Source organism: Neobacillus mesonae (assembly GCF_001636315.1).
In the GTDB taxonomy this organism is placed as follows: Bacteria; Bacillota; Bacilli; order Bacillales; family Cytobacillaceae; genus Neobacillus; species Neobacillus mesonae.
This window is the reverse complement of record NZ_KV440949.1, coordinates 4,512,268-4,538,912: the sequence shown is the minus strand read 5'-3', so window position 1 is coordinate 4,538,912 and position 26,645 is coordinate 4,512,268. Positions and strand designations below refer to the sequence as shown.

General features: G+C 41.5%; 30 protein-coding genes. 1 reads left to right on the top strand and 29 read right to left on the bottom strand.

The genetic code is table 11. The annotated features are described in order from the left end of the window. Positions 1 to 4: 4 nt before the first annotated feature. The 25 genes from sucC to A6749_RS21230 form a co-directional block, all read right to left on the bottom strand. Positions 5 to 1,165, bottom strand: a complete 1,161-nt coding sequence (sucC, locus tag A6749_RS21350) for an ADP-forming succinate--CoA ligase subunit beta (RefSeq protein WP_066396084.1) — start codon at positions 1,163 to 1,165, stop codon at positions 5 to 7. A gap of 214 nt (positions 1,166 to 1,379) precedes the next feature. Further along, positions 1,380 to 2,165, bottom strand: coding sequence for a ribonuclease HII (locus A6749_RS21345; RefSeq protein ID WP_066396080.1), 786 nt, complete (start codon positions 2,163 to 2,165; stop codon positions 1,380 to 1,382). A gap of 41 nt (positions 2,166 to 2,206) precedes the next feature. Then, on the bottom strand, positions 2,207 to 3,058 hold the full coding sequence (ylqF, locus tag A6749_RS21340; RefSeq protein WP_066396072.1) for a ribosome biogenesis GTPase YlqF: 852 nt from the start codon (positions 3,056 to 3,058) through the stop codon (positions 2,207 to 2,209). A gap of 19 nt (positions 3,059 to 3,077) precedes the next feature. Next, a complete protein-coding gene (gene lepB, locus A6749_RS21335) occupies positions 3,078 to 3,635 on the bottom strand; it encodes a signal peptidase I (protein WP_066396067.1) in 558 nt (185 codons plus the stop codon). A 182-nt stretch (positions 3,636 to 3,817) separates the two neighbouring features. Then, positions 3,818 to 4,162 carry a 50S ribosomal protein L19 gene (gene rplS, locus A6749_RS21330; RefSeq protein WP_066396060.1) on the bottom strand — a complete coding sequence of 115 codons (345 nt, stop codon included), beginning with the start codon at positions 4,160 to 4,162 and terminating at the stop codon, positions 3,818 to 3,820. A gap of 143 nt (positions 4,163 to 4,305) precedes the next feature. Beyond that, positions 4,306 to 5,049, bottom strand: coding sequence for a tRNA (guanosine(37)-N1)-methyltransferase TrmD (trmD, locus tag A6749_RS21325; RefSeq protein ID WP_066396053.1), 744 nt, complete (start codon positions 5,047 to 5,049; stop codon positions 4,306 to 4,308). Then, positions 5,046 to 5,564 (bottom strand): ribosome maturation factor RimM, encoded by a 519-nt coding sequence (rimM, locus tag A6749_RS21320; RefSeq protein ID WP_066396046.1) that lies wholly within the window; start codon positions 5,562 to 5,564, stop codon positions 5,046 to 5,048. The genes trmD and rimM overlap by 4 nt, the downstream gene beginning before the upstream one ends. A 13-nt stretch (positions 5,565 to 5,577) precedes the next feature. Beyond that, entirely contained in the window at positions 5,578 to 5,958 is a 381-nt protein-coding gene (locus A6749_RS21315; RefSeq protein ID WP_066396044.1) for a YlqD family protein, read from the bottom strand. Between the two features lie 81 nt (positions 5,959 to 6,039). Next, entirely contained in the window at positions 6,040 to 6,270 is a 231-nt protein-coding gene (locus tag A6749_RS21310) for a KH domain-containing protein (RefSeq protein WP_066396032.1), read from the bottom strand. A 10-nt stretch (positions 6,271 to 6,280) separates the two neighbouring features. Next, entirely contained in the window at positions 6,281 to 6,553 is a 273-nt protein-coding gene (gene rpsP, locus A6749_RS21305; RefSeq protein WP_066396030.1) for a 30S ribosomal protein S16, read from the bottom strand. Between the two features lie 108 nt (positions 6,554 to 6,661). Further along, complete coding sequence (gene ffh, locus A6749_RS21300) at positions 6,662 to 8,014, bottom strand: signal recognition particle protein (RefSeq protein ID WP_066396027.1); 1,353 nt, start codon at positions 8,012 to 8,014, stop codon at positions 6,662 to 6,664. Positions 8,015 to 8,026: 12 nt separating this feature from the next. Further along, positions 8,027 to 8,359, bottom strand: a complete 333-nt coding sequence (locus A6749_RS21295; protein ID WP_066396021.1) for a putative DNA-binding protein — start codon at positions 8,357 to 8,359, stop codon at positions 8,027 to 8,029. 188 nt (positions 8,360 to 8,547) lie between these two features. Continuing rightward, a complete protein-coding gene (gene ftsY / locus A6749_RS21290; RefSeq protein ID WP_066396018.1) occupies positions 8,548 to 9,537 on the bottom strand; it encodes a signal recognition particle-docking protein FtsY in 990 nt (329 codons plus the stop codon). 19 nt (positions 9,538 to 9,556) lie between these two features. After that, the gene (gene smc, locus A6749_RS21285) at positions 9,557 to 13,123 is read right to left on the bottom strand and encodes a chromosome segregation protein SMC (protein WP_066396010.1); all 3,567 of its coding nucleotides are present in this window, start codon (positions 13,121 to 13,123) and stop codon (positions 9,557 to 9,559) included. A 54-nt stretch (positions 13,124 to 13,177) separates the two neighbouring features. Next, positions 13,178 to 13,909, bottom strand: a complete 732-nt coding sequence (rnc, locus tag A6749_RS21280) for a ribonuclease III (protein WP_066396007.1) — start codon at positions 13,907 to 13,909, stop codon at positions 13,178 to 13,180. A gap of 163 nt (positions 13,910 to 14,072) precedes the next feature. Further along, a complete protein-coding gene (acpP, locus tag A6749_RS21275) occupies positions 14,073 to 14,306 on the bottom strand; it encodes an acyl carrier protein (RefSeq protein WP_066396001.1) in 234 nt (77 codons plus the stop codon). A gap of 54 nt (positions 14,307 to 14,360) precedes the next feature. Then, complete coding sequence (fabG, locus tag A6749_RS21270; protein WP_066396000.1) at positions 14,361 to 15,104, bottom strand: 3-oxoacyl-[acyl-carrier-protein] reductase; 744 nt, start codon at positions 15,102 to 15,104, stop codon at positions 14,361 to 14,363. Continuing rightward, positions 15,101 to 16,048, bottom strand: a complete 948-nt coding sequence (gene fabD, locus A6749_RS21265; RefSeq protein WP_066395998.1) for an ACP S-malonyltransferase — start codon at positions 16,046 to 16,048, stop codon at positions 15,101 to 15,103. Before fabD ends, fabG begins: the two co-directional genes overlap by 4 nt. Positions 16,049 to 16,062: 14 nt before the next feature. Continuing rightward, positions 16,063 to 17,052, bottom strand: coding sequence for a phosphate acyltransferase PlsX (plsX, locus tag A6749_RS21260; RefSeq protein WP_066395990.1), 990 nt, complete (start codon positions 17,050 to 17,052; stop codon positions 16,063 to 16,065). 12 nt (positions 17,053 to 17,064) lie between these two features. Further along, the gene (gene fapR, locus A6749_RS21255; protein ID WP_066395983.1) at positions 17,065 to 17,631 is read right to left on the bottom strand and encodes a transcription factor FapR; all 567 of its coding nucleotides are present in this window, start codon (positions 17,629 to 17,631) and stop codon (positions 17,065 to 17,067) included. Between the two features lie 161 nt (positions 17,632 to 17,792). Continuing rightward, a complete protein-coding gene (recG, locus tag A6749_RS21250) occupies positions 17,793 to 19,841 on the bottom strand; it encodes an ATP-dependent DNA helicase RecG (protein WP_066395981.1) in 2,049 nt (682 codons plus the stop codon). Beyond that, positions 19,838 to 20,722 carry an L-serine ammonia-lyase, iron-sulfur-dependent, subunit alpha gene (gene sdaAA, locus A6749_RS21245; RefSeq protein WP_066395972.1) on the bottom strand — a complete coding sequence of 295 codons (885 nt, stop codon included), beginning with the start codon at positions 20,720 to 20,722 and terminating at the stop codon, positions 19,838 to 19,840. Before sdaAA ends, recG begins: the two co-directional genes overlap by 4 nt. A 33-nt stretch (positions 20,723 to 20,755) precedes the next feature. Beyond that, entirely contained in the window at positions 20,756 to 21,418 is a 663-nt protein-coding gene (sdaAB, locus tag A6749_RS21240; protein WP_066395969.1) for an L-serine ammonia-lyase, iron-sulfur-dependent subunit beta, read from the bottom strand. A gap of 127 nt (positions 21,419 to 21,545) precedes the next feature. Further along, positions 21,546 to 23,228 carry a DAK2 domain-containing protein gene (locus A6749_RS21235; protein WP_066395963.1) on the bottom strand — a complete coding sequence of 561 codons (1,683 nt, stop codon included), beginning with the start codon at positions 23,226 to 23,228 and terminating at the stop codon, positions 21,546 to 21,548. A 15-nt stretch (positions 23,229 to 23,243) separates the two neighbouring features. Next, the gene (locus A6749_RS21230) at positions 23,244 to 23,606 is read right to left on the bottom strand and encodes an Asp23/Gls24 family envelope stress response protein (protein WP_066395957.1); all 363 of its coding nucleotides are present in this window, start codon (positions 23,604 to 23,606) and stop codon (positions 23,244 to 23,246) included. 281 nt (positions 23,607 to 23,887) lie between these two features. Here A6749_RS21230 and rpmB point away from each other — a divergent pair, with 281 nt between their 5' ends. Continuing rightward, complete coding sequence (rpmB, locus tag A6749_RS21225) at positions 23,888 to 24,076, top strand: 50S ribosomal protein L28 (RefSeq protein ID WP_007087786.1); 189 nt, start codon at positions 23,888 to 23,890, stop codon at positions 24,074 to 24,076. 141 nt (positions 24,077 to 24,217) lie between these two features. On the opposite strand, the gene spoVM is transcribed toward rpmB, so the two are convergent. From spoVM to rsgA, 4 genes are all read right to left on the bottom strand, one after another. Beyond that, the gene (gene spoVM / locus A6749_RS21220) at positions 24,218 to 24,301 is read right to left on the bottom strand and encodes a stage V sporulation protein SpoVM (protein WP_066395955.1); all 84 of its coding nucleotides are present in this window, start codon (positions 24,299 to 24,301) and stop codon (positions 24,218 to 24,220) included. 111 nt (positions 24,302 to 24,412) lie between these two features. After that, complete coding sequence (locus A6749_RS21215) at positions 24,413 to 25,060, bottom strand: thiamine diphosphokinase (protein WP_066395949.1); 648 nt, start codon at positions 25,058 to 25,060, stop codon at positions 24,413 to 24,415. Positions 25,061 to 25,096: 36 nt separating this feature from the next. Continuing rightward, a complete protein-coding gene (gene rpe, locus A6749_RS21210; RefSeq protein WP_066395946.1) occupies positions 25,097 to 25,747 on the bottom strand; it encodes a ribulose-phosphate 3-epimerase in 651 nt (216 codons plus the stop codon). A 2-nt stretch (positions 25,748 to 25,749) separates the two neighbouring features. Continuing rightward, a complete protein-coding gene (gene rsgA / locus A6749_RS21205) occupies positions 25,750 to 26,631 on the bottom strand; it encodes a ribosome small subunit-dependent GTPase A (RefSeq protein ID WP_066395943.1) in 882 nt (293 codons plus the stop codon). Positions 26,632 to 26,645: the final 14 nt, after the last annotated feature.

Genomic DNA, 26,645 nt, shown 5'->3' with positions numbered 1-26,645 from the left:
GATCCTATTTCACTAATGAAACGATTTTTTGTGCACCATCTGCCATGGATTCAGCAGCTGTAATGTCAAGACCTGACTCAGCAAGAATTTTCTTACCTAAGTCAACATTTGTACCTTCTAAGCGGACAACTAACGGAATAGATAATCCAACTTGCTTAGCTGCTTCTACAACACCTTCAGCAATGACATCGCATTTCATGATTCCGCCGAAGATATTGACAAAAATACCTTTAACATGTGGATCAGAAAGGATAATTTTAAATGCTTCAGTTACTTTTTCAGCAGTTGCACCGCCGCCAACATCAAGGAAGTTTGCAGGGTCCCCGCCATAGTGTTTAACAATATCCATTGTCGCCATTGCAAGACCGGCACCATTAACCATACAGCCAATATTACCATCTAATGCAATATAGCTTAAATCATATTTTGAGGCTTCAATTTCTTTTGGATCTTCCTCTTCAAGATCGCGGTATTCTAAAACATCTTTTTGACGGTATAACGCATTGGAGTCAAAGTTTAATTTTGCATCAAGCGCCATAACTTTTCCATCACCAGTGACAACCAATGGGTTGATCTCAGCGATTGAGCAATCTTTGTCAATATAAGCATTGTAAAGTCCTGTCATGAACTTAACGGCTTGGTTAACCAATTCTTTAGGAATATTGATATTGAATGCAAGACGGCGTGCTTGGTATGGCATTAAACCAACAACTGGATCAATTTCTTCTTTGAAAATTTTCTCAGGTGTTTTAGCGGCCACTTCTTCGATTTCTGTACCACCTTCTTCAGATCCCATTAACACGACATGGGAAGTAGCTCGATCCAATACTAATCCAACATAGTATTCCTTTTTAATGTCGCAGCCTTCTTCAATAAGCAAGCGTTTTACTTCCTTACCTTCAGGACCTGTTTGGTGTGTTACTAAGGTTTTACCAAGAATCTCGTTTGCATATGTACGAACTTCATCAAGGTTTTTTGCAACTTTAACACCGCCGGCTTTTCCCCGACCGCCAGCATGAATTTGTGCTTTTACCACACATACTTGCGTGCCTAATTCTTTCGCCGCTTCAACAGCTTCTTCAACCGTGAAAGCCACTTTTCCATTTGGAACCGTTACTCCATATTTTCTGAGGATCTCTTTCCCCTGATACTCATGGATATTCATTTCCCATCCTCCTATATCTTACTCTACAAAAATCTGACTCCGTTTTCATTTTATATAATGAGATAAACCTTGTCCACCATTTAGTTTAAAATAATATTCCTGATTATTTCAAAAACTTACTTTAAAAAATATTATTTCAAAATAAGGTGTTATTCATTTTTCCAAATAAAAAAACAGGCTGTGCCTGTTTTTAGTATGCTAATGGAAACAGAAATTATGAAAATAAATTTGGTTCGATAAATTCCTTTATCGGTGCAAAGGATTTTCGGTGATACTTTGTGATCCCGTATTGTTGAATGGCCAGTAAATGCTCTTTAGTTCCATAGCCCATATTATGTTCAAATCCATAAGCGGGATATTCCCGGGCGATTTCCTTCATCAGCTGATCTCTTGCCGTTTTAGCCACGATTGAAGCAGCTGCGATTGATACACTTTTCGCATCCCCTTTAATAATCGATTGTGATGGATACGGTGATTCCAGCTTCATAGCATCAATGAGTAAAAAATCAGGGGAAGTATGTAATGATGCAATGGCTGATTTCATCGCCTTTTTTGTTGCCTGAAAAATATTCATTTCATCGATTTCTTCCGCTTGAATCATCGCTATGTTGTAGGAAATCGCTTCTCTTCTAATGAATTCGTCAAATTCCAGGCGTTTTTTTTCAGATAGCTTTTTAGAATCGTCTATTCCCGCTAAGAAAAAATCACGTGGTAAAATCACTGCGGCAGCTACAACAGGCCCTGCAAGCGGACCTCTTCCCACTTCGTCTACACCGGCGATATAGTCAAAGCCCTGCGTCCAAAATTTACGCTCATACTGGGTCATCTCAAGGAATTTACCCTCAAGAAGCTTTCCTTCTTCGCGGCGCTTTTTCCATTTGCCAAGACTTTTTTGAACGCCAATTCGTTCATCCTTTTCAAGCTCAAGAAGATATGGATCTGTCTCCTCGGATATTTCTGCTAATCGTTCTTCAATTTGAGCAATTGAGGGTCGTTTCATGTTGGTCACCTAAAATATTTTTTTAATATAAAACACAATCATTAATATTCGCTTGGCTTCTCAAACGATATGGATCCAAATTTATCAGAACGTATCTCGCGGATGACAAGTTCTGCTACTTTATCGTAATCGACTACTCCTCCGGCCATCAAACAGCCCCTAAGCTTGCCGATATGATCAAACAAGGCTGCCGCATCCTCAGGAAGTTCCGAGAGCTTATAACGGTCCATTAAGCGCTCTGGATACGCTCTTTCCAAAAACTTTAATGAATAGAGGGCCAAATCATGCAGGTTTAATAGGGTATCCTTAATCGCCCCTGTGATTGCCAGCTTCATACCTACCTCTTGGTCTTCAAACTTCGGCCATAAAATCCCAGGAGTATCAAGAAGTTCCATTTCCTTGCCAACTTTAATCCATTGCTGTGATTTTGTCACACCTGGCGTATTTCCTGTTTTGGCGATATTCTTTTTCGCAAGGCGATTAATCAGCGTCGATTTGCCTACGTTAGGAATCCCGACAATCATAGCGCGGATCGCCCGTGGTTTAACCCCTCTTGCCTTTAGACGGTCGAATTTTTCTTTTAAAATTTCTTGGGAGGCAGCTGTAATCTGGCGCATCCCTTCACCGGCCTGCGAATTAATTGCAAGAGACTTGATGCCTTTTTCCGCAAAGAAAGCCATCCATTCCTTTGTCATTTCTTTGTCCGCCATATCAGCCTTATTTAATAAAACAAGTCTTGGTTTATGCTGAATGATTTCATCAATCATTGGGTTTCTCGATGAATAAGGAATTCTAGCATCGACCAATTCAAAAATGATATCAACAAGTTTTAATTTTTCCGTGACTTCTCTCCTGGCTTTCGCCATATGGCCAGGAAACCATTGGATCGTCAAAGACGTCACCTCCTAGCTTCTATTTCACTTTTACAATATGGGCATCCTTTAACGGCCAAAAAACGATACTGGCCTTGCCGATGACTTTACTCATTGGTACCGTCCCAATATGCCTCGAATCCTTGCTAAAGCGGCGATTATCCCCCATTACAAATAATTCACCTTTCGGAACAGTGGTCCGTCCAATTTTTTCCTCCAAGGTGAAATCGTCTGTAAGCGGGCCATCTTCCACCTGTTTTTTATATTCATCTAAATATGGTTCTTTATAAGCCTTCCCATTTACATACAATATATCGTTTTTGTATTCGATTTGGTCTCCTGGCATTCCTATTACACGCTTTATGTAATCTTTTTGTTCCGGTGCATGAAAAACAATAATATCAAATCGTTTTGGCTCCCCAATTTCATAGCTTAGTTTATTGACGATCATCCGATCTTGATTCTTCAGCGTCGGCATCATCGATAGCCCGTCCACTACAATTGGAGCAAAGAGAAAATAGCGAATAATGGCTGCTAATGCTACCGCGATTAAAAGTGCCTTCGTCCATTCCCAAAGTTCATTCTTCTTTTTCGTCATACGTTACCCACCAATCCTGGAAAAAGTCTTATAAAGAATATTGTACATAACTTAGCTCTAAATAACACGGCGGACACTTAGTTTTTAATCAAATTTTAATATTTTTCTTCGACCACGGATTGCCTTATGGCAAATCAATTGGAATAAAAAAAGAGCCTGCATGGCAAGCTCTTTTTTTCATATTAGCGAATTTCTTTAATACGAGCTTTCTTACCGCGAAGGCTGCGTAAGTAGTAAAGCTTCGCACGGCGAACTTTACCGCGGCGAATCACTTCAAGCTTCGCAATTTTTGGTGTGTGTACAGGGAAAGTACGTTCAACGCCAACTCCGTAAGAAATTTTACGAACTGTGAAAGTTTCGCTGATTCCACCACCACGACGCTTAATCACAACACCTTCAAATAACTGGATACGCTCGCGAGTTCCCTCGATAACTTTAACGTGTACACGTACAGTATCACCAGGACGGAACGCAGGAAGGTCAGAACGAAGTTGTTCTTTAGTGATTTCTTCAATTAATTTATGCATCGTTTTCAACTCCTTCCAACAGATGCTCATGCACATAAAAATCTATCACTGCAGCGGAACATCGTTATAAGACTAAAAGTCTGAAATAATTCCAGCTAAAGTCACAAGATGTATCATACCATAATTATCTCAGGGCTGCAATACTAGTTCTCTTCTTTTTCTACTTCACGCAGCCATTTTTCTTGCTGCGATGTGAGCTCCATTTTTCCCAGCAAATCCGGTCTTCTGATTAATGTCCGCCTTAATGCTTCTTTGTTGCGCCATTCTTCAATTAGTTTATGATTTCCCGATAATAAAACAGCGGGAACCTTCATGCCGCGAAAATCAGCGGGTCTTGTATAATGCGGATGTTCTAGTAAGCCGGTACTAAAAGAATCTTTCATATGAGATTCCTCATTTCCCAACACTTCCGGTAACAGGCGCACAACACTATCAATGACGACCATGGCGCCAAGTTCCCCGCCAGTTAAGACGTAATCACCAATTGAGATTTCATCCGTCACGACATGTTCACGAATCCGCTCATCATATCCTTCATAATGGCCGCAAATAAAGATAAGATGCTCTTCCTTAGCTAATTCTTCAGCCTTCCGCTGGTCATACCTTGCCCCTTGTGGACAAAGAAGGATGACTCTTGGCTTCTTACTCTTTGCCCTTTCTTTCAGGGCAGCAACACCGTCGAAGATTGGCTGTGGCATTAACACCATACCGGCACCGCCGCCATATGGATAATCATCAACTGAAGAATGCTTATTATCGGCAAACTCCCGAAAGTTGACAACATTGTATTGGACAGCGAACTTTTCAGCTGCTTTATGTAAAATGGAGTGACCAAATACTCCGGAAAACATTTCTGGAAAAAGCGTCAGAATATCAATTTGCATCATGTCAGCAGACCTTCAATCGGTTCAATTAAAACCGTTTTTTCCCTTACATCGACTTTTTTGACAACTTCCTCTATATATGGGATTAAAATCTCTTTACCGCCTGTTCCTTTTATTACCCATACATCATTAGCCCCGGGAGTGAGAATTTCTATAATTTTCCCGATTTCATCACCAGAAGAGAGGAACACTCTACAGCCAATAATCTCATGAAAATAAAACTCATCCTCTTGCAAATTGCTTAATTGTGACTCAGGCACCTTTAAAATCCCATCCCGAAATTTTACCACTAAATTGATATTTTCATACCCTTCAAAAACCAATAAATCAAAATTTTTATGTGTCCGATGCTGCTTAACCGTCAATTCTACAGGGGTACTGGAGTTCGGCATAAATAAATAAAGCTGATTTCCTGCTTTATATCGTTCTTCAGGGAAATCGGTTTTTGAAATGACCCGCACTTCCCCTTTAATACCATGCGTATTGACTATCTTTCCAACATTAAACCATTTTTCCATTTTGCATCACCTGCTATCTAATATCCTCGATTATGCCGTCTTTTATCACAATTGTCGCGGCATCGTCCTTCCATCTGTCGCCGACTTTCACTTCAACCAATGCCTGAACTTCCTTTTCTTTCAATTCACTTCCTAATGGTAGGATATGCAGCTGTTCCATTTGAAACTCTAGAAGCTTTATTTTTTCTTTCCGCATTTGAATTTCTTTTTCAAAATGTTTTTTTAATGTAGTGGGGGGAAAGGTTTTCGTCTTTTCCAAGCGTTTTAATTCAAATTGAAGCTGATCACATTCCTTTTGAAGCTGTTGTTTGCGGGCATGATATTGATCAAAAAGCTGCTGTTTGCTATTTTCCGTTAGTATTTGTTTTACTACAACAGTTTGAATGAGCTGCATGAAGGTCCTCCTCAAGGGTTGAACTTTTTCTATAGCAAAAAGGGAGGAATCTCTCCCTCCCTTTTATCTAGATGCAAAAAGCTATTCACCAATTTCCAGAAATAATTTCTTATGTTGTGAAGATCCTGCTGCATAAACAACAGTCCTAATGGCTTTTGCAACACGCCCCTGTTTCCCAATAACTTTACCCATATCTGCTTTATTAACGGAGAGATGATACGTAATACGCGTCTCATCCTCAATAGCATCTACTTTGATGTCTTCAGGAAAATCAACAAGAGGCTTAACAATTGTTTGAATTAATTCCTTCATAGCTCGTTTCTTACTTGCTCAATTTCGCATTATGGAATTTCTCCATAATACCTTGTTTAGAGAACAGGTTACGAACTGTATCAGATGGTTTTGCACCATTTTGTAACCATTTAAGAGCTAGCTCTTCATTGATGTCAACAAGCGCTGGTTCTGCAACTGGGTTGTAAGTTCCAACTGTTTCAATGAAGCGTCCATCACGTGGTGAACGAGAATCTGCAACTACAATACGATAGAAAGGAGATTTCTTTGCTCCCATACGTTTTAAGCGAATTTTTACTGCCATAATTAATAGCACCTCCGAATAGTTTCACACAAGATAGTATAATATCAATTTATTTTTCATTTGTAAAGTGTTTTTTCTTTACACATAGAATTACCATTTTTTTATTACTTAAAACGGTTTAAACGGAAATTTAAAGCCGCCTTTTTTCTTTGCCTTTTGCTGCATCCCTGTCATTTGCTTCATCATCTTTTTCATGTCCTCAAACTGCTTGAGCAGACGGTTAACTTCGGCGACTGTACGGCCGCTGCCCTTAGCAATCCGTCGCTTTCGGCTTGAGTTCATTAATTCAGGGCGAAGCTTTTCTTCCTTTGTCATCGATCTGATGATAGCCTCTACATGGGCAATCTGTTTTTCATCAATTTGAATATTATTTAACCCTTTAATTTTATTCGCACCAGGCATCATTTTTAACAACTCGTCGAGCGGCCCAAGCTTCTTGACTTGACCAAGCTGATCCAAAAAGTCATCAAGCGTAAAAGTCGCAGTCCGCATTTTCTGCTCTAATTCTTTCGCCTTTTCTTCATCGATATTGGACTGTGCTTTTTCAATTAGTGTCAGCACATCACCCATACCGAGAATTCTCGAAGCCATTCGCTCCGGATGAAACGGCTCCAGGGCATCCATTTTCTCGCCGAGACCGACAAATTTAATCGGCTTTTCAGTGACCGCACGAATGGACAGGGCCGCACCACCACGGGTGTCGCCGTCAAGCTTTGTCAGCACAACTCCTGAAATCCCAAGCTGTTCATTAAAACTTTGGGCAACATTGACCGCATCCTGTCCGGTCATTGCATCTACAACCAAGAAAATTTCATCCGGCTTTGTTAATTCTTTAATGTCCTTCAGCTCATTCATTAAAGCTTCATCAACATGTAGACGGCCTGCGGTATCAATCAGAACATAATCATGATGATCCTCTTTTGCTTTTGCAATGGCCTGGCGGGCAATTTCAACTGGACTAACCTGGTCTCCTAAGGAAAATACCGGCATGTCCAATTGTTTTCCCAGCGTTTCAAGCTGCTTGATTGCCGCCGGGCGATATATATCTCCTGCAACTAGCAACGGCTTACGATTATACTTTTTGCGCAGCAAATTGGCGAGCTTCCCGGTTGTCGTCGTTTTACCCGCCCCTTGAAGTCCGACCATCATAATGACCGTCGGCGGGCGGTTTGAAACGGCAATTTTACTTTGTTCGCCGCCCATAAGCGCTGTTAATTCTTCATTAACGATTTTAATAATCTGCTGCCCGGGAGTTAAGCTTTTCAATACTTCCTGCCCTACAGCCCGTTCACTGACTTTTTTGACAAAGTCTTTAACGACCTTGAAGTTAACGTCTGCCTCAAGCAAAGCCAGACGGACTTCACGCATCATCTCTTTTACATCCGCTTCAGAGACTTTCCCCTTGCCGCGGATTTTTTGTATCGTACTTTGCAGTCGGTCGGCTAATCCCTCAAATGCCATTAACGCCGCCTCCTATTCCAAATTCTCAAGTTCGGCAATGACATCCAGCATTGCCTGCTTTGAAGGGGTCTCCTCCTGAAGCATAGTTTTCAATTGTTTAATAAGTCCTGAACGCTCTTGAAACTTTTGCAGCAGCGAAAGCTTCCCTTCATATTCTTCAAGCATTGCTTCCGTCCGTTTAATATTATCATAAACTGCTTGACGGCTGACTTCATACTCTTCGGCAATTTCACCAAGTGAGAAATCATCCAGATAATAAAGAGACATGTAGCTTTGCTGCTTCGGTGTTAACAACGTATTATAGAAATCATACAAATAGTTCATTCGCGTTGTTTTTTCTAGCATGCTGCTCGTCTCCTCTCCTCTTCGATTGTGTTAAGTGAAAAGCCTTTACGAATGAGTTTACACAGCGATTTTGTTTCTGTCAAGAAAATATCTTTACATTGCTATATTGTTCAAATTTAATCGAACCTGCAGGCCAGTCTGTTTCACAAAAACAGCAGTGAAGTGCTGCTGTTTGCTTCTTGGCCGCGTTAGGCTTCCGTCTTTTCCACTTGGTCGGCAAATAGGCCATATACATATTTTTCAGCATCAAATTCCTGCAGGTCATCCATTTTTTCACCTAGCCCGACAAACTTCACTGGAATATTCAATTCCTTGCGAATCGCCAGGACAATTCCCCCCTTTGCAGTACCGTCTAATTTAGACAGGACAATCCCGCTGACACTTGTTGCTTCTTTAAACGTTTTGGCCTGAATCAAGGCATTTTGTCCTGTCGTTGCATCAAGGACCAGCAGGACTTCATGCGGGGCACCAGGAATTTCCCGTTCAATCACACGCTTTACCTTTTCCAGCTCTTTCATCAAGTTGACTTTGTTTTGCAAACGCCCTGCCGTGTCACAAAGTAAAATATCCGCTTTTCGGGATTTCGCCGCAGCAATTGCATCGAACATGACCGCCGCAGGGTCTGAGCCTTCAGCCTGCTTAATGGTTTCAACACCAACCCTGTCCCCCCAAACTTCAAGCTGTTCAATCGCCCCGGCGCGGAATGTATCGCCGGCGGCTAACAGTACTTTCTTTCCTTCACTCTTAAATTTGTGGGCCAGCTTGCCAATTGTCGTTGTTTTACCAACCCCATTAACCCCGACAAATAATATAACCGTCAGGCCATCCGGCTGCATATTCAAATCAGAGGATAACTCCTCGCCTGAATTGTAAATATCGACAAGCTTTTCGGAAATGACGCTTTGAACCTCAGACGGCTCTTGAATATTACGCCGCTTCACCTCCATTTTCAACTCATCAATCAGCTCCATTACCGTATCAAAGCCGACATCAGCTTGAATGAGGATCTCCTCTAATTCCTCGAAGAATTCTTCATCCACTTTCCGGTATCTCGCAACCAAATCATTTACTTTTGAGGAAAAGTTATTTCTCGTTTTTGATAGACCTTCTTTAAATTTTTCCGTTACGGAGTCCGTTGATTTTGTGATTTTTTCCTTTAGTTTTTTAAAAAAACTCATTGCCGTCACTTCCCTTATATTAAGTTTCTATTAGTTCTATTGTATCCTCCAACCTTACAGAAACAAGCTTCGAGACACCTGATTCCTGCATCGTCACGCCGTAGAGAACATCGGCTTCTTCCATTGTACCTTTACGGTGGGTGATTACAATGAACTGGGTCTCAGTACTATAGCGTTTTAAATATTTGCTAAAGCGCTGAACATTCGCTTCATCGAGCGCAGCCTCCACCTCATCCAGAATACAGAATGGCACCGGTCGTACCTTTAAGATGGAGAACAGTAAGGCAATGGCCGTTAACGCACGTTCTCCTCCTGAAAGCAGACCCAAATTCTGCAGCTTTTTACCCGGAGGCTGTGCGACTATTTCCACACCGGTATTTAAAATATCTTCCGGTTCGGTTAGAATCAAGTCTGCTCTGCCGCCGCCAAATAGAACGCGAAAAACAGGTTCAAAATGTTCGCGAATCCCTTCAAACGTTTGCTTGAAACGTTTTTTCATCTCTTCATCCATTTCATCAATAACCTGAAATAGCGTATCCTTTGCTTCTTGAAGATCCGTCTTTTGTTCAGTTAAAAATTCAAAGCGTTCCGATACCCGCTCGTATTCTTCGATTGCCCCAATATTTACATTTCCAAGTTCATCAATAGCAAGTTTTATGAGCTTTACCTTTTTCCGGGCCTCCTCAACTGGAACGGTTAATAGGAATTGCTCCTTTGCTCCTTCAAACGATAGAAGGTATTCCTCCCTTAAGCGGGCCAGTCGGTTTTCCAGTTCGACATCAAGGCGGTTTAATTTTACCTCTTCATCCTTTAATACGACCGTCATACCTTTATGGAGCCGCTTCAATTCACGGGCTTCCATTTCCAAGTTTTCCAATGAATCTTGGAGTTCCAAGCGCTCCTGCCTTCTTGAGGTAATTAATTTTAGTGTTGTTTCTTTATCCTGCTGCTTTCTTTTTGCAGCCGTTTCTAATTGTTCTTCGCCTGATGAGCTGCTTGACATTTCCGTCGATAACAGATTTAAATCATCAGTCAAAATGGACAGTTTTTGCTTACTTTCTTCAATTTCCGCCTTTATTGCGGTGAACCGCTCTTTTGTGTGGGAATATTGCTCATTCTTCGAAGCAAACTCCACTTTCAAATCATTAATTTCCGTGGTAAGGGCTTCTTTAGATGAGAGATCTTGCGTCTTTTGTTCGGTTAATTGGATGATTTGCTGATCAAGCTCAGCGATCTGTTTTTGATAATCAGCTAATGCTTGAGTTATGTCTTCTTTTCTTTTTGCCAGATTACTAATTTCCTCGGAGTATTGACTTTTTTCCAGGTCATAAATGGACAATCGCTCATTTATATTCTTTTCTTCGAGCTCTGCCTCACGAAGATCGCCTTTTAATGTTTGCTCAGAGATCCTTAATTCCTCGCCAGCTTTACGTAAAGCTTCCAGCTGCTCTTCTTCCTCCCGGACCTTCTCTTTTAACGATTTAACGGTTGCTTCGAGGGCTGCTGTTTTTTCTTCCATAATAACCAGCTTTGCTTTAAGGTCCTCAAGCTCGCCTTTTCTAGTTAACAGCGAAGATGTTTTTTGTTTCACCGTACCGCCTGTCATAGAACCGCCAGGATTAACAACGTCTCCTTCAAGGGTTACTAAGCGAACACGGTATTGAAGAAGCTTTGCTAATTCATTGGCGCCTTTCAAATCTCTTGTAACCACGACACTGCCTAAAAGATTATTCATTACTTCTGTATATTTTTCCTCAAATTGCACGAGGCTGGCTGCGGTGCCGATAAATGAAGAATGACCCTTAATTAACTGAATCTGTGCTTGAGATAACGGTCTTCCTTTCATTACACTTAACGGCAAAAAGGTTGCTCTGCCAAAAGAATGTTGTTTTAAATATTGAATTGCTGTGCGGGCGTTTTGTTCGGTATCAACAACAATATGCTGCAGCGAGCCGCCAAGAGCTGTTTCCAGCGCTGTTCCATATTCCTTTGGAACATTAATCAATTCCGCAACTGCGCCTTCAATCCCTTCAAGCTTGCTTCCACGTGCCTTTAGCACCTCTTTTACACCTTGGAAAAAGCCGGAGTAATCCTCCTCCAATTCTTCAAGCATATCCTTTTTTGATTTTGCCTGCTGCAAAAGCTGGTAGGCTTGATACAATGTTTTTTCTTGTTTTTGATAATTATTTTTTAATGCTTCAAGCTGCCGCTGCAGTTCACGATAACTGACCACTTGAGTATTGAGCCTTTGTCCGATTTCTTCAAGCCGCTTTTCAATATCGGACCTTTTCTCCTCCGCTTTCTGCCTTTCTAAAAGGAATTTTGCATTTTCCTCATCCAGACGGACGGTTTTTCTCTGTTGCGCGAGAGACTGCTCCTTTATATACTTCAATTCGTTTTTACTTCCTGCTTGTTCGTTTAACAGCTCAATGTATTCTCCCTTTAGGGCATCAATTGTTTCATCAATATTTTCACCAAATAATAACAGCCGTTCCTGTTTTTCCTTTAACAATGCCCGGAGTTTTTGGACCTGCATTTCAAGCTGGCCGACAGATTCAGCCAGGGATTCTCGATTTTGCTCCAAACCGGCAATTTTGTCCGATAATTCATCAATATTGTTTTTCAGCTGTTCTTTATTCTGGGCTGCATTTTTCCGCCGCTCTTTTAATACTTCCTTACGTCCCTCAAGCTTTTCTAGTTCTTCACTAGCATGCAGCAAGACATTTTGTAGTTCTGAAATTGATTCATCAACGGCAGAAATTTGATCACGCATTTCAATAATTTTTGCTTCCTTTAGCTGCAGTTCGCTGGACAGCTTTATTTCCTCTTGTTGATGTTCTTCCAGCTGTTTCGAAAGGCCTTCCCACTTCCCGTTTAATTCTTCGATTTCATAAACCGTTAGTGCTACTTCAAATTTTTCAAGTTCTTCTTTTTTCTCTAAATAATCCTTTGCCATGGAGGCATGGATTTTAAGTGGCTCAACCTGGGTTTCTAACTCATGCAGAATATCGTTTACACGGTTTAAATTTTCCTGCGTTTCAAAGAGCTTCCCCTCCGCTTTTTTCTTGCGATTTTTATACTTTAGCACCCCGGCCGCTTCTTCAAAAATGGTCCGGCGTTCCTCCGCCTTGCTATTTAAGATTTCTTCGACTTTGCCTTGACTGATGATCGAAAAAGCTTCGCGTCCAAGTCCGGAATCCATAAATAAATCAACAATATCTTTCAGCCTGCAAGGCTGTTTATTTATCAAAAATTCACTTTCCCCAGAACGGGATACCCTTCTTGTTACACTTACTTCATTGTAATCAATGGCAAGTCCTTGATCTTCGTTATCAAGCGTCAAGGTTACCTCGGCAAAATTAAGCGGGCGCCTTGTATCGCTTCCGGCGAAAATGATGTCTTCCATTTTACTGCCTCTAAGCGACTTGGCTGACTGCTCTCCCAGCACCCAACGGATAGCATCAGTAATATTGCTTTTCCCACTGCCATTGGGCCCTACAACCGCGGTTACTCCGGTTACAAAATCTACACTGATCCGGTCAGCAAAAGATTTAAAGCCAATAATGTCCAACCGTTTTAAAAACATTTTATATCCTCCCTAAATGCTAAAGGGATTTCTCCTCTCAAACATTTGTCCGTTCTAGGTTGTCTTTGTTTTCAATTTAGATAAAGCCATCTGTGCAGCATGCTGTTCTGCTTCCTTCTTAGACCTGCCTGTCCCAACTCCTAATTCCTTGCCATTTAACATGACCTTGGAAACAAATTCTTTATTATGGGCAGGTCCCTTCTCCTGAAGGATGCAATATTCGATTACACCTGTGCTGTCACGTTGAACAAATTCCTGCAATTGGCTTTTAAAATCCATCACATGAGAAAAAGCACCGGCATTTATTTTAGGAAAGACCGTTTTTTCCAAAAACTCAATCACTGTATCAATTCCATGATCCAAATAAAGTGCGCCTATGAACGCTTCAAAAACATCTGCAAGCAATGCCGGGCGCTCCCTGCCGCCTGTCATTTCTTCACCTTTGCCAAGCAGGATTAATTTTCCAAACTCCAGCTCATTCGCAAAATTTACAAGTGAAGGCTCACAAACGATGGCAGCCCTAAGTTTTGTCAGTTCTCCTTCGGTCATAGTCGGATATTTTTTAAAGAGGAATTGAGAAACAGTAAGCTCCAGTACAGCATCTCCCAAAAATTCAAGCCTTTCATTATCTTCGAATGGCTTTTTTCGATGCTCATTCACATATGATGAATGTGTAAATGCATGTTTTAATAATTTTTCGTTATGAAATGAAACTCCAATTAACTGTTGTAATTCTTTAAATTGAGCTTCTTTTTCGCGATGATTTTCCTTCCCGTTAAAGCGCATGAATGTCTCCACCTTGTTCTAATTTCAACCTGCTATTGTTAGTTTAAGAAAAACTGCTAAAAAACGCAAAGAAACTTGGCAAATTGATAGGGATATGCCAAGTCTATTTTACAGAAGAAAGCCCCGTTTGAAAACGGGGCTTTGGTGAATGGCTCTAACGAAATTACTTTTTGCTATTTATGTAGTTAACAGCATCACCTACAGTGGCGATCTTTTCAGCGTCTTCGTCAGAAATCTCCATATCGAACTCATCTTCTAATTCCATAACTAACTCAACTACATCAAGGGAATCAGCACCAAGATCGTCTTTGAATGAAGCCTCAAGTTTTACTTGGGACTCGTCCACACCTAAACGGTCAACGATGATCTTTGTTACACGTTCTAATACTTCTGCCATGCTTTTCACCTCCCCTCAAGCTATTATAAAGGATTTTTCTTATAGAATAAACACCTACATTACCATTCCGCCATCAATATGGAGCGTTTGTCCTGTAATATAAGCGGCATCATCAGTGGATAAGAATGCAGCTGCCTTGGCAATATCTTTAGGTTCGCCTAAGCGGGCCAGCGGAATTTGTTTTAACATTTCAGATCGCACATCTTCCGGCAGTTTATCGGTCATGTCTGTTGTAATAAACCCTGGAGCGATTGCGTTGACAGTAATATTACGGGAAGCAAGCTCCTTAGCGGTTGTTTTCGTTAAGCCAATGACACCGGCTTTTGCCGCCACGTAGTTCGCCTGTCCTGGATTGCCGCTGACTCCAACTATGGAAGCAATGTTAATGATTCTTCCTTTTCGCTGTTTCATCATTTGTCTCGTTACCGCTTTTGTCATCAAGAAAACACCTTTTAGGTTAATATTAATGACATCATCCCATTCTTCTTCCTTCATCCGCATTAATAAATTATCCTTTGTAATCCCGGCATTATTAACGAGAATATCGAGACTGCCAAAATGGTCGATAGTTGCTTTCACCATTTCGACAACTTCGTCGGCATCAGATACATTACACTTTACAGCAAATGCATCTTGTCCAAGTGCTTTGATTTCATCTACCACTTCATTCGCCTTTGCTTCACTGCCAGCAAAATTTACCGCAACATTCGCTCCCTGCCTTGCTAATTCAAGAGCAATTTCCCGGCCGATTCCTCGGGATGCTCCCGTAACCAGCGCTGTTTTCCCCGCTAAACTCATAGTGTTTCCTCCTTTAACGCATCTATTACTGCTAAAGCACTCGCTTCATCCGAAACGGAGTAAGTAGTTACCGCCTTATCAATCTTTTTAATTAAGCCGGAAAGTACTTTACCAGGGCCAATTTCAATAAACGTGTCGACTCCTAAAGCAATCATTTTTTGCACTGAATCTTCCCATAGAACAGGAGAGTAAAGCTGCTCAATTAATAGATTCTTAATTTCAGTCTTTACGCTCACCGGCTCCGCTGTCACATTCGCTACCACTGGGATACTTGCATCATTCATTTCAAGTCCATCTAATACTTCACGCAGCTCAGAAGCTGCAGGCTTCATTAGCGGTGAATGGAATGGTCCGCTGACTTCAAGCGGCAATACCCTTTTGGCACCAGCTTCTTTAGCTTTAACTCCAGCTGCCTCTACCCCGGCTTTTGAACCAGATATGACAATCTGTCCAGGGCAATTCAGATTTGCTAACGCAACAGATGAACCAGATTCCGTCACTTCTTTTGTAACAGTGGAAAGTTTATCCCGCTCAAGTCCTAATACTGCCGCCATCGAACCTTCTCCATTCGGAACGGCGTTTTCCATAAATTCGCCCCGTTTTCTTACAGCATATACCCCATCCTCAAAGGTAAGAACACCGGCAGCAACAAGCGCAGTATATTCCCCGAGGCTATGGCCGGCAACGTAATCTGCCTTTACACCTGATTTTTGAAAAAAGTCTAAAAGGGCAATGCTCGTGGTTAGCAGGGCGGGCTGGGTATTGACTGTTAATGTCAGCTCTTCCTTTGGACCTTCAAAAATCAAACGGCTTAAAGGGGTCTTTAAGGTTTCATCCGTTTTAGTAAAATAGGCCATTACTTCAGGATATTTGTCTGCCAGATCCTTCCCCATCCCAACTGTTTGTGAACCTTGGCCAGGAAACACAAATGCAATTTTCTTCATCGAATCACTCCCTGTTATTGTTTTGATTCTTCAATATTTTGTTTGATTAAGCCGACAACTTGATTTGCGGCCATTTCCCTTGTTTGCCTTATAGCACTAAAAATCGCTTGGGCGTTCGAGGAACCATGTGCCTTAATAACTGGAGCCTTTAAACCAAAAAGCGCAGCTCCTCCATATTCGGAATAATCAAGTGTATTTTTTAGTTCCATTAGATTAGGCTTTAGGACAGCTGCAGCAAGCTTGCTCTTGAAGCTAGCCATTAAGGTTGTTTTTAACATTTTAAACATCGAAAGGGCAGTTCCCTCAATCGTTTTTAACACCATATTTCCTGTAAAGCCATCGGTAACCACTACATCCGCAACTCCATTAAGCAAATCGCGCGCTTCCACGTTGCCAACAAAATTAAGATTCGCCGATTTCAACAGTTCAAAGGCATGCTTTGTCAATTCATTTCCCTTTTTCTCTTCTGTCCCGATATTTAATAAACCAATCCTCGGGCTCGTTATGCCTCTTACCTTTTGGCAATAGATGGAACCCATTATCGCATATTGCAGCAAGTGTTCAGGTTTGGCGTCGGCATTGGCACCAACATCCAATAACAGAAAGCCTTCTCCGCCAATTGTCGGCAGGGTTGGCGCTAATGCGGGACGGTCAATCCCCTCTATCCTCCCAACCACAAACAAACCTGCGGCCATAAGGGCACCGGTGTTACCAGCGGAAAGACAGGCATCCGCTAATCCGTCTGTTACCTGCTGTGCAGCTAATACCATCGAGGCAGTTTTCTTGCGGCGAACCGCTCTGACTGGTTCATCTGTGCCTAGGATGACTTCCGTAGTATGTATGACAGAAATTCGATTATGACCTGTTAACGTCTCATTTATTTTATTTTCATCCCCGACAAGGATTATTTCAAGATCAGCGAAGGATTCAACTGCCTTCATCGCCCCTAAAACGATTTCCTTCGGGGCATTGTCCCCGCCCATCGCATCAATTGCAATTTTCATCTGTCTCATCCTTTAGTTAGTATTCGAACGGAACATTTCAAAGTTTCCGGTAAAGACTAGTTCATTATTCACGTAACTGGTTACTTCAACAAATGTTCTGCCAATACTTTCATCAATTTTATTGACCTTTGCCTTTGCCACGACACGTTCATGCAGCTTAACGGAGCGTTTAAACTGAATATTTACTTTGGCTGTTAAGGCGAGCTCATCGTTAATAACCGCTACCGCCAAGGAGTTTGCTTGTGCAAAAAGATGATGCCCGCGGGCAATTTTATTACGTTTGAAAACATGCTCTTCTTTAACATCAAAAATAGAAATCGCACTTTGGTCAAGCTCAATATCAATTATTTCACCAATCACTTCTTCCAGCGGCAATGAACGCACTTCATCTTCAAAGCGTTTTTCCGCCACCGTTTTAATCCGTTCCCGAAGCTCAGGGATCGATAACTCTAAACGATCCAGACGAATCGTCTGAACACTGACTATAAATTTTTCCGCTAGTTCTTCATCTGTGATGAATGGATTTTCATGAATTGTCGCCGCAAGTAAACCTTGCCGCTCTTTTTTATTTCTTCGCATTGCATACACCGTCCGAGATCTTATGACTAGGTACTATGAGTAGTATAAAATTTAAAAAAGCAGATTGCAAGAATAACTTTCTTTCTGCCATCTGCCTTTTTTATCTAGCCCGGTTAAAGGCTGTAAATATCGCTGACTAGTGGTACTAATGCTTTTCCTAATTAGTCCAGCTTTTCTCCTTCTAAAATCCCTGAATCTTCTAGCTGTTTTCTTAGAAAACTATACTCTGGTGAAGTCCAGAAATAGCCTGATTGGATCAGAACAGCTGCATCATTACGAGCGGTTTCCAACGCCCGATAATCATGAACCATATCGGCTACTTTAAACTCTGGAATACCGCTTTGTTTTTTTCCGAAGAAATCACCGGGACCCCTAAGCTCTAAATCTTTTTCACTTAAGACAAACCCGTCGTTTGTCTCAGTCATAATTCTCATTCGTTCCTGACCTGTTTCCGACTTTGGATTTGCCAGCAGGATACAGTAGGATTGATCGCTTCCACGCCCTACACGTCCGCGCAGCTGATGGAGCTGGGATAATCCAAATCTCTCAGCATCATAAATAACCATCATGGTTGCATTCGGGACATTTACACCAACTTCAACCACTGTTGTCGAAACAAGCACCTGGACATTATTCATACTGAACGCCTTCATAACCGCATCTTTTTCTTCCGAGCTTAAACGTCCATGCATTAAGCCCACATGGTAGCGATTTTGAAAGTAATGACTTAAAGCCGTATGAACATCAATCGCATTTTGGACATCCAGCTTGTCCGATTCTTCGATTAATGGACAGATAATATAGGCCTGATGCCCTTTTGCCAATTCCTTCTCTACAAAGCCAAGGACACGCTCCAGCATTTCTGGTTTAGCCCAGTATGTCTCAATTGTTTTTCTTCCTGCCGGCATTTCATCAATAATCGAAACATCCATTTCACCAAAAACAGTAATCGCCAGCGTACGGGGAATAGGTGTTGCCGTCATAAACAATACATCCGGACTTTCTCCTTTTTCACGCAAAACCCGCCGCTGTTCGACACCAAAACGATGCTGTTCATCCGTAATTACCAGCCCTAACCGCTGAAAAGAAACCTCATCTTGAATTAGGGCATGGGTACCAATTAATATATCGACATCCCCATCAGCCAATTCCTGCAGTATTTCTTTTCTTCGCTTCCCCTTGATTGAACTGGTCAGCAGTTCACATTTTATATGAAAGGGCTCCAATAACTGTTTCAGACTTTCAGCATGCTGCTCCGCTAAAATTTCCGTCGGAACCATTAAGGCTCCTTGAAAACCTGCTGTTAAGGAGGCATACAGTGCAATGGCCGCAACAACCGTCTTTCCTGAACCTACATCTCCTTGTAGTAAACGATTCATCCGGTATGGAGATAACATGTCCGTCATCACTTCATTAACTACTCGTTTTTGGGCATTAGTTAAGGGGAAGGGTAAACTATTAATAAATTCATTTAATCTTGTAAGATCATAATTTTGACTTATACCCGGGGAATGCTCCCTCTCAAATTTTCTTAAGCCTTGCATTTTTAATTGAAAGAGGAGAAATTCCTCATATACCAAGCGCCTGCGGGCCTGCTTTAAATCTGCTTGATTTTGCGGAAAATGCATTACTTTAATGCATTCCCGTCGGTTTAAGAGGCGGTACTTTTGGAGAAGTGATTCCGGTAAAGTTTCTTCTATAAATCCGCCAAACTGCTGAAAAGCCAGGCTGATAAATTTTCGCATCCCTTTTGTTGTTAATTTGCCTTTTAACGAATAAACAGGTTCAAAATCATGCTGCTTCGAGTTTGTACCCACCTGCATACCGTTTGCCGTAATCGTTTGACGGTGAGCATCCCATTTTCCTGTTACCGTTACAGTTTCATTCATCACTATTTTATTTTTTAGATAAGGCTGATTAAAAAAGACGACTTTGATCAAATACCTGCCGACTAAAAGCCGGATAGTCAGCTTGGATTTTTTCCTGCCATAATAGACAAGAGAAGGCTCGCTATGAACCTTCCCTTCAACGGTCACTTTCTCATCGTGCTGGACCTCCGCTAAATCACGGAGGCGGTAATCCTCATAACGATATGGAAAATATTCCAATAAATCCTGAATCGTTTCGATTTTCATTTCAGATAAAATGTCAGCCGTTTCTTCACCAATACCTTTTAATACTTGTACTGATTGGTTTAAATATTGATTCACTTTTCATTTAGCGGCATACCAAAAATCTTGGCTTCAAGGGCCCTGCCTGTTGGTGTTGCCGCTAACCCTCCCTGTGCGGTTTCTTTTAATGCTGATGGCATAGATTGACCAATTCGATACATAGCATCAATCACTTCATCACAAGGAATCCGGCTTGTAATTCCGGCTAACGCCATATCGGCTGCTACCATGGCATTAGCTGCTCCCATCGCATTTCGTTTCACACATGGGACTTCCACAAGACCTGCTACAGGGTCGCATACTAAGCCGAGCATATTTTTTAACGTAATGGCCATTGCTTCAGCACATTGCTGCGGAGTGCCTCCAGCCATTTCCACTATGGCGGCCGCTGCCATTCCTGCCGCTGAACCGACTTCTGCCTGACAGCCTCCGGCGGCACCGGAAATAGAAGCATTATTAGCTACAACAAAACCGAACGCTCCTGATGTAAAGAGAAACTTAATCATTTGCTCCCTTGTCGGATTTAGCTTTTTCTTTACAGCGAATAATGTCCCCGGAACAACTCCCGCAGAACCAGCGGTCGGGGTCGCGCAAATCGTTCCCATCGCAGCATTCACTTCATTTGTTGCAACCGCTTTACTAACTGCATCTAGAATAGTTTCGCCTGTTAAGAAATTACCCGCTTCAATATATTTTTGGAGAAGAACGGCATCTCCCCCGGTTAAACCAGAATGGGAGCTAACCCCCTTGATTCCACGCTCCACCGCTTCCTCCATAACAGTCAAATTCCGATCCATTAATGCCATTACTTCCTCTTTTGACCGTCCGGAAACCGTCACTTCCTGCTCAATCATGATATCAGAAATCTTTTTGTCTTGACTGACGGCTAGTTCTACTAATTCTGCTACATTACGAAACATCAAAAGACCCCCTTTATGCTGTCCATTCCCTGGTTAATCGACGATTTTTGTTACTTTTAAAATATTCGGCAATTGTTCAAGTTCCTCAATCAGCTGATCATCAATATTCTGATCCACCTCAATCGTCATCAATGCCATTTTCCCCACTTCTTTTCGGGCAACTTCCATATGACCGATATTAATCTCGTATTTAGCAAGGGTATTGGCTACACTTGCAATCGCCCCAAAACGATCATTATGAACAACAAGCAACGCCGGGTGATTTCCTGATAGCTTTAATTCAAAACCATTCAGTTCCGTTATTTCAATTTTCCCGCCGCCAATCGATATGCCGACTAATTCTAACTCGCCATTGTGATCGCCAATAATAACTCTAGCAGTATTTGGATGATCGGGAACGGCATCTTCTTCGATAAATGTGACTTTCATGCCATGTTCTTTTGCGATATCAATCGCTTGAATGATCCGCTCATCATCGGTATCAAAATCAAGCAGGCCCCCGACAATCGCAACATCAGTACCATGCCCTTTGTAGGTTTCGGCAAATGAGCCGTATAAAGAGATATTGGCCCATTTCGGCTCCCGGCCAAACAAACTGCGGGCAACCCGTCCAATTCTGGCAGCCCCTGCTGTATGCGAACTTGACGGCCCAATCATAACGGGACCTATAATATCAAACACGCTCCTATATTTCATACATTTTCTCCTCTCTGTTTTCAAATATATCTATTAGCATTTCTATTCATTTACTTAAAAAAGTCTATTGATATAAAAAAGAAGGCCGAATCTCATTAAAAGATCCACCTTCTATTTTAAACGTTCATTATTCAATTGAAAAGATAAAAGAATATAATGGCTGTCGGCCATTATGGATTTCAACTTCTACATCGGAAAAAGTTTCTTCCACGAACCCTGTAAGCTCCTCCACTTCCGCTTCTGTTACATCCTCACCATAAATGATCGTCAGGATTTCAGAATCCTCATCAAGCATTTGGGACAGAAGGTTTTTAGCCGCTTCCGCTTTATCCTTGTCTTTAATAACAATCTTACCTTCCGCAATTCCCATGAAATCATCTTTTTCGATCTCAAGACCTTCAATTTGTGTATCGCGGACAGCATAAGTTACTTGCCCTGTCTTCACAGATTGAAGTGCTTCTTTCATTGAATCCACATTTGTCTCTGCATCAGCCGATGGATTAAAGGCAAGCAGAGCGGATAGTCCTTGCGGAACTGTCTTTGACGGAATGACATAAATTTCTTCTTCCGAAACTTGTACAGCTTGCTCTGCGGCCATAATGATATTTTTATTATTCGGTAAAATAAATACCTTTTTGGCACTTACCTGCTCGATCGCCTTCACGATATCCTCGGTACTTGGGTTCATCGTTTGGCCGCCTTCTATGACCGCGTTGGCGCCGATACTTTTAAATAAATCAGCAATCCCCGCCCCCATGGAGACAGCAATGATTCCATATTCCTGCTTTTCCTTAGAGACTTTAGTACGGTCTGCTGCTAAAGGAGTTTTCGTTTCCCCAACAATATTGGAATGCTGCTGACGCATGTTTTCAATCTTCATATTAATGAGGTTTCCATAACGCTGGCCATAGGTTAATACTTCACCGGGCTGCTCGGAATGAATATGAACTTTTGCAAGTTCATCATCGGAAATTACCAGCAGGGAATCGCCGTACTGACTAAGGTCATTCCGGAAGTTTTCTTCATTAAATGGATGTTTGGCCGTTTTGTCTTGCTCAAACCGCACCATAAATTCAGTACAGTAGCCAAACTCGATATCTTCCGTATTGATATGGCTTTGGACGCTTTTATGGTGCTCTGCACTTACCAATTCATCCATTGAAGGAGCAAAGCTTACAGATCCGGAAACTGTTTCACCTTTTAGTTCGGCAAGAAACCCTTCATAAACACAAACAAGTCCTTGGCCGCCGCTGTCAACGACACCAACTTCCTTTAAAACAGGCAGAAGCTCTGGAGTCCGTTTTAAAGATGCCTTTGCTTCACTTAAAACAGCCTCCATAATAACGATGATATCTTCCGAAGTATCGGCCGTCTGAACAGCCTTCTTGGCCGCATCCTTTGCTACCGTCAAAATCGTTCCTTCTACGGGCTTCATAACTGCCTTGTAGGCTGTTTCGACACCCGCCTCTAACGCATGGGCAAACTCGCTGCCCGATATGACCGTTTTACTTTCGATTGCTTTTGCGAAACCCCGAAACAACTGGGAAAGGATGACCCCAGAATTCCCGCGGGCTCCCATTAGCAGCCCTTTTGACAAGGCACTGCCCACCTTGCCAATATGTTCTTGCACATTATTTTTTACTTCTTTTGCCCCGGAGGTCATGGACAAATTCATATTTGTTCCAGTATCACCATCGGGTACAGGAAAAACGTTTAACGCATCTACAATTTTGGCATTTGCCGAAAGGTTATTTGCACCTTGTATAACCATTTCGGCAAAACGTTTTCCATCTAATGCTGTAATTGACACAAACCTTCCTCCTCACTAGGCTAGAGTTACACGAACTCCCTGAACGTAAATATTTACCGAGCTGACGGCAAGTCCGACTGTCTTATCAAGGGTGTATTTTACCTTCGACTGCACGTTGTGGGCAATTTCGGAAATTTTCGTTCCATAGCTGACAATAATGTACATATCAATATGTAATTCCTCATTTTCTTGACGAACAATTACACCGCGGGTAAAATTTTCTTTACGTAGTATTTCAGTTATTCCGTCTTTAATTTGATTTTTCGAGGCCATACCGACGATTCCATAGCACTCAATTGCCGCTCCTCCGGCAATGGTAGCGATTACTTCATTTGAAATATCAATTTGTCCGTACTTTGTTTGCAATTCAATGGACATGGATCGTTCCCCCTTTGGAATTTTACTCCTTGGCTACAGTCATTTTACTATAATGGTACTAATATTGAAAGTCATACCTTTACTTAACTATAAGAGCATTATTAATAAAGTGATGTCAAGGTTTTTTTCTTGAAAGGTTTTAATACAAGTTATTGCATTCATGTTCGTTGTATGTTAAATTATTAAAGTATGTGAAGGCTAGAAAATTTGGCTGACATTTTTCTATATCCATTTTGGATACAATCGTTGTTAAGCTTTCGGTAGTTAAGGAGGGAAATAATATGCCACGTAAATGTGTTGTAACTGGAAAGAAAACCACAACTGGTAATGCACGTTCTCACGCTATGAACGCAAATAAGCGTACATGGGGTGCTAACCTACAAAAAGTTCGTATTCTTGTTGATGGAAAGCCAAAACGTGTTTGGGTTTCTGCAAGAGCGTTAAGATCCGGTAAAGTTGAACGCGTATAATTAATGGGCATCCTGATACAGGATGCTCTTTTCATTTTGTCCTCAATTATTATTCCCCAGAAGCAAAATAAAAAGCACCCAAATGATTGGGTACTTCACGTTTATAAAAAGGTATTGAGCAACTTTAAGCTTCGAGTATTTTTATTCTTTTTTATTAAACACGCCAATCATTGCCCGGACAATTCCGCCTAGAAATTTCGGCAGTTTAATCGTATAAAATTTCATACTGTCCCTCCTCACAAATCTCACGTCTCTTCTCTCATCCATCGTATGCTTTCGAACGTCAATACCATATTATTCAAACGAACGAAATCAGTACCAACTTTCAGGAGCCTATTAATCGTGACTTCTTATCACTATTAATATGCCTTCAGAAAATGAAAAAGTACCACAATCACTAACAAGTTCATTACTAATACATAGTGTAGAGCCAAGAGAAATATGACGATTTTTCAAGGGATATTTAAATCCAGTAAGCGTAAGATCTGTGATATCAAGGGTTAATGGTACAAACGATATGTATTTCTTTTTTGCTTGTTTCTTTATTTTATACATGCCCGGTGCCTTTAAGAAAATTTCATTATAGCGGTCAATTAAAAGTATATCAGCATCCTGTCCGGATTTTAATGGATTAAATAGCAGCTGTACATTGGCAAATAAATGGTCAATTCTGCCGCCTGTGGCCCCAAATAAACGAATCGTCTTTGGCTTTTGCTCTAATGCCCAGTTTAATGCAAGCTCTGTATCTGTTTCGTCCTTGATTGGCTGGTAACGTTTCAATTCAGCCACCTGACTTTCAATAAAGGATAATTCATTTTGGGATACGGAATCAAAATCGCCAAAGGCAATCTCAGGCTTAATATTCTTTTTTAATAAATGATAGACCCCCCGGTCAACACCAACCCAAATAGCATCGGTCTCCGTATATTGATATAAATCGGGTAAATGGTCTTCTGGTCCTCCGGCAAGAATATTGATGATCATCACTGTACCTCTTTTCCATATGCAAAAAGCCGGACTTTAAAGCCGGCTTTTTAGCTGTGAAATTGCATTTGCATAATTTTCTTGATTGTAAATGGCGGAACCGGCAACAAGAACATTGGCACCAGCTTCAACACATTGCCTTGCTGTATCGGGATTAACACCGCCATCAACCTCAATTTCAATGTTCAATCCCTTTTCATCTGCCATTTGTTTCACCTGACTGATTTTCGTTAAAACCTCAGGTATGAATTTCTGTCCGCCAAACCCAGGGTTCACCGACATTAATAGCACCATATCAACATCTGAAATAATGTGCTGGATTGTTGCTGCAGGTGTAGCTGGGTTTAAGACAACCCCTGCTTTAATACCAAACGATTTAATATTTTGAATCGTGCGGTGCAAATGGCGGCAAGCCTCAACATGGACCGTAATATAATCGGCTCCTGCTTTGGCAAATGCCTCAATATATTGATCCGGATTTTCAATCATAAGGTGAACATCTAGCGGCAGCTTCGTAACAGGACGGATGGCTTCAACAATTAATGGCCCAATCGTAATATTGGGGACAAAATGACCATCCATTACATCAACATGAATGTAATCAGCTCCTGCCGCTTCAACTGCTGAAACCTCTTCCCCCAATTTGGAAAAATCAGCTGAAAGAATCGAGGGGGCTATTTTTACCATAATTAATACCTCGGCTTTCTATCTTTAATTTCTTGCAGAAAATCAACATAATGTTCATACCGATAATCCGGAATTTCACTAGTATCCACTTTTGCTTTCACGGCGCATTTTGGCTCTTTTAAGTGAAGACAACCGCGGAACTTACATTCTTTACTAGCATTAAGTAATTCCGGAAAACAAGATGTTAAATCCTCCGCTTCAATATTCAAAAATTCTAATGAGCTGAATCCTGGTGTATCGGCAACAAGACCGTTGCCGATTTTCATTAGTTCAACATGTCTTGTCGTATGCCTCCCCCTGCCTAAATGGGAGGATATATCGTTTGTTTTCAGCTCAAGATCTGGTCTGAGGACATTAAGCAAAGAGGACTTGCCTACCCCCGATTGACCGGCAAAAACGGATATTTTATTTTCCAAATGCGGGTTTAATCTATCAATACCTGCCTCGGTCTCGGAAGATGTCAGAATAACTTCATATCCAGCTTCTGTATAGTCCTTTGCGTAGGATAAAACCCTTTCCTCCTGCTCCTCAGTCGTAAGATCCATTTTTGTAATACAAATCAACGGTTTAATATGATTGAATTCAACCAAAACTAGAAAGCGGTCTAACAGCGCCGGACTAAAATCCGGTTCCACAGCCGAAAATACCAAGATTGCCTGATCGACATTGGCAATCGGCGGACGCAGCATTTCGTTTTTTCGCTTTTTCACTTCTAAAATGTAGCCTTCTTGGTCATTCTCCGCTTGAAAAACGACCTCATCCCCAACAAGAGGAGTAATTTTATTTTTACGAAAAACCCCTCGTCCGCGGCATTGAATTAACTGGTCTTCGTGCAGAACATAATAAAAACCGCTTAATGCTTTGATAATTTTCCCTTCAGGCATAGCACCCCTCCTTG

Coding starts and splice junctions, on each gene's coding strand:
- sucC (WP_066396084.1), bottom strand. CDS start 1,165: ATGAATATCCATGAGTATCAGGGGAAAGAGATCCTCAGAAAATATGGA.
- A6749_RS21345 (WP_066396080.1), bottom strand. CDS start 2,165: ATGAAACGACCCTCAATTGCTCAAATTGAAGAACGATTAGCAGAAATA.
- lepB (WP_066396067.1), bottom strand. CDS start 3,635: ATGACGAAAAAGAAGAATGAACTTTGGGAATGGACGAAGGCACTTTTA.
- rplS (WP_066396060.1), bottom strand. CDS start 4,162: ATGCATAAATTAATTGAAGAAATCACTAAAGAACAACTTCGTTCTGAC.
- trmD (WP_066396053.1), bottom strand. CDS start 5,049: ATGATGCAAATTGATATTCTGACGCTTTTTCCAGAAATGTTTTCCGGA.
- rimM (WP_066396046.1), bottom strand. CDS start 5,564: ATGGAAAAATGGTTTAATGTTGGAAAGATAGTCAATACGCATGGTATT.
- A6749_RS21315 (WP_066396044.1), bottom strand. CDS start 5,958: ATGCAGCTCATTCAAACTGTTGTAGTAAAACAAATACTAACGGAAAAT.
- A6749_RS21310 (WP_066396032.1), bottom strand. CDS start 6,270: ATGAAGGAATTAATTCAAACAATTGTTAAGCCTCTTGTTGATTTTCCT.
- rpsP (WP_066396030.1), bottom strand. CDS start 6,553: ATGGCAGTAAAAATTCGCTTAAAACGTATGGGAGCAAAGAAATCTCCT.
- ffh (WP_066396027.1), bottom strand. CDS start 8,014: ATGGCATTTGAGGGATTAGCCGACCGACTGCAAAGTACGATACAAAAA.
- A6749_RS21295 (WP_066396021.1), bottom strand. CDS start 8,359: ATGCTAGAAAAAACAACGCGAATGAACTATTTGTATGATTTCTATAAT.
- ftsY (WP_066396018.1), bottom strand. CDS start 9,537: ATGAGTTTTTTTAAAAAACTAAAGGAAAAAATCACAAAATCAACGGAC.
- smc (WP_066396010.1), bottom strand. CDS start 13,123: ATGTTTTTAAAACGGTTGGACATTATTGGCTTTAAATCTTTTGCTGAC.
- rnc (WP_066396007.1), bottom strand. CDS start 13,909: ATGCGCTTTAACGGGAAGGAAAATCATCGCGAAAAAGAAGCTCAATTT.
- acpP (WP_066396001.1), bottom strand. CDS start 14,306: ATGGCAGAAGTATTAGAACGTGTAACAAAGATCATCGTTGACCGTTTA.
- fabG (WP_066396000.1), bottom strand. CDS start 15,104: ATGAGTTTAGCGGGGAAAACAGCGCTGGTTACGGGAGCATCCCGAGGA.
- fabD (WP_066395998.1), bottom strand. CDS start 16,048: ATGAAGAAAATTGCATTTGTGTTTCCTGGCCAAGGTTCACAAACAGTT.
- plsX (WP_066395990.1), bottom strand. CDS start 17,052: ATGAAAATTGCAATTGATGCGATGGGCGGGGACAATGCCCCGAAGGAA.
- fapR (WP_066395983.1), bottom strand. CDS start 17,631: ATGCGAAGAAATAAAAAAGAGCGGCAAGGTTTACTTGCGGCGACAATT.
- sdaAA (WP_066395972.1), bottom strand. CDS start 20,722: ATGTTTCGTAATGTAGCAGAATTAGTAGAACTAGCCGTCAGTCAAGAC.
- sdaAB (WP_066395969.1), bottom strand. CDS start 21,418: ATGAAATATAGGAGCGTGTTTGATATTATAGGTCCCGTTATGATTGGG.
- A6749_RS21230 (WP_066395957.1), bottom strand. CDS start 23,606: ATGTCCATTGAATTGCAAACAAAGTACGGACAAATTGATATTTCAAAT.
- rpmB (WP_007087786.1), top strand. CDS start 23,888: ATGCCACGTAAATGTGTTGTAACTGGAAAGAAAACCACAACTGGTAAT.
- spoVM (WP_066395955.1), bottom strand. CDS start 24,301: ATGAAATTTTATACGATTAAACTGCCGAAATTTCTAGGCGGAATTGTC.
- A6749_RS21215 (WP_066395949.1), bottom strand. CDS start 25,060: ATGATCATCAATATTCTTGCCGGAGGACCAGAAGACCATTTACCCGAT.
- rpe (WP_066395946.1), bottom strand. CDS start 25,747: ATGGTAAAAATAGCCCCCTCGATTCTTTCAGCTGATTTTTCCAAATTG.
- rsgA (WP_066395943.1), bottom strand. CDS start 26,631: ATGCCTGAAGGGAAAATTATCAAAGCATTAAGCGGTTTTTATTATGTT.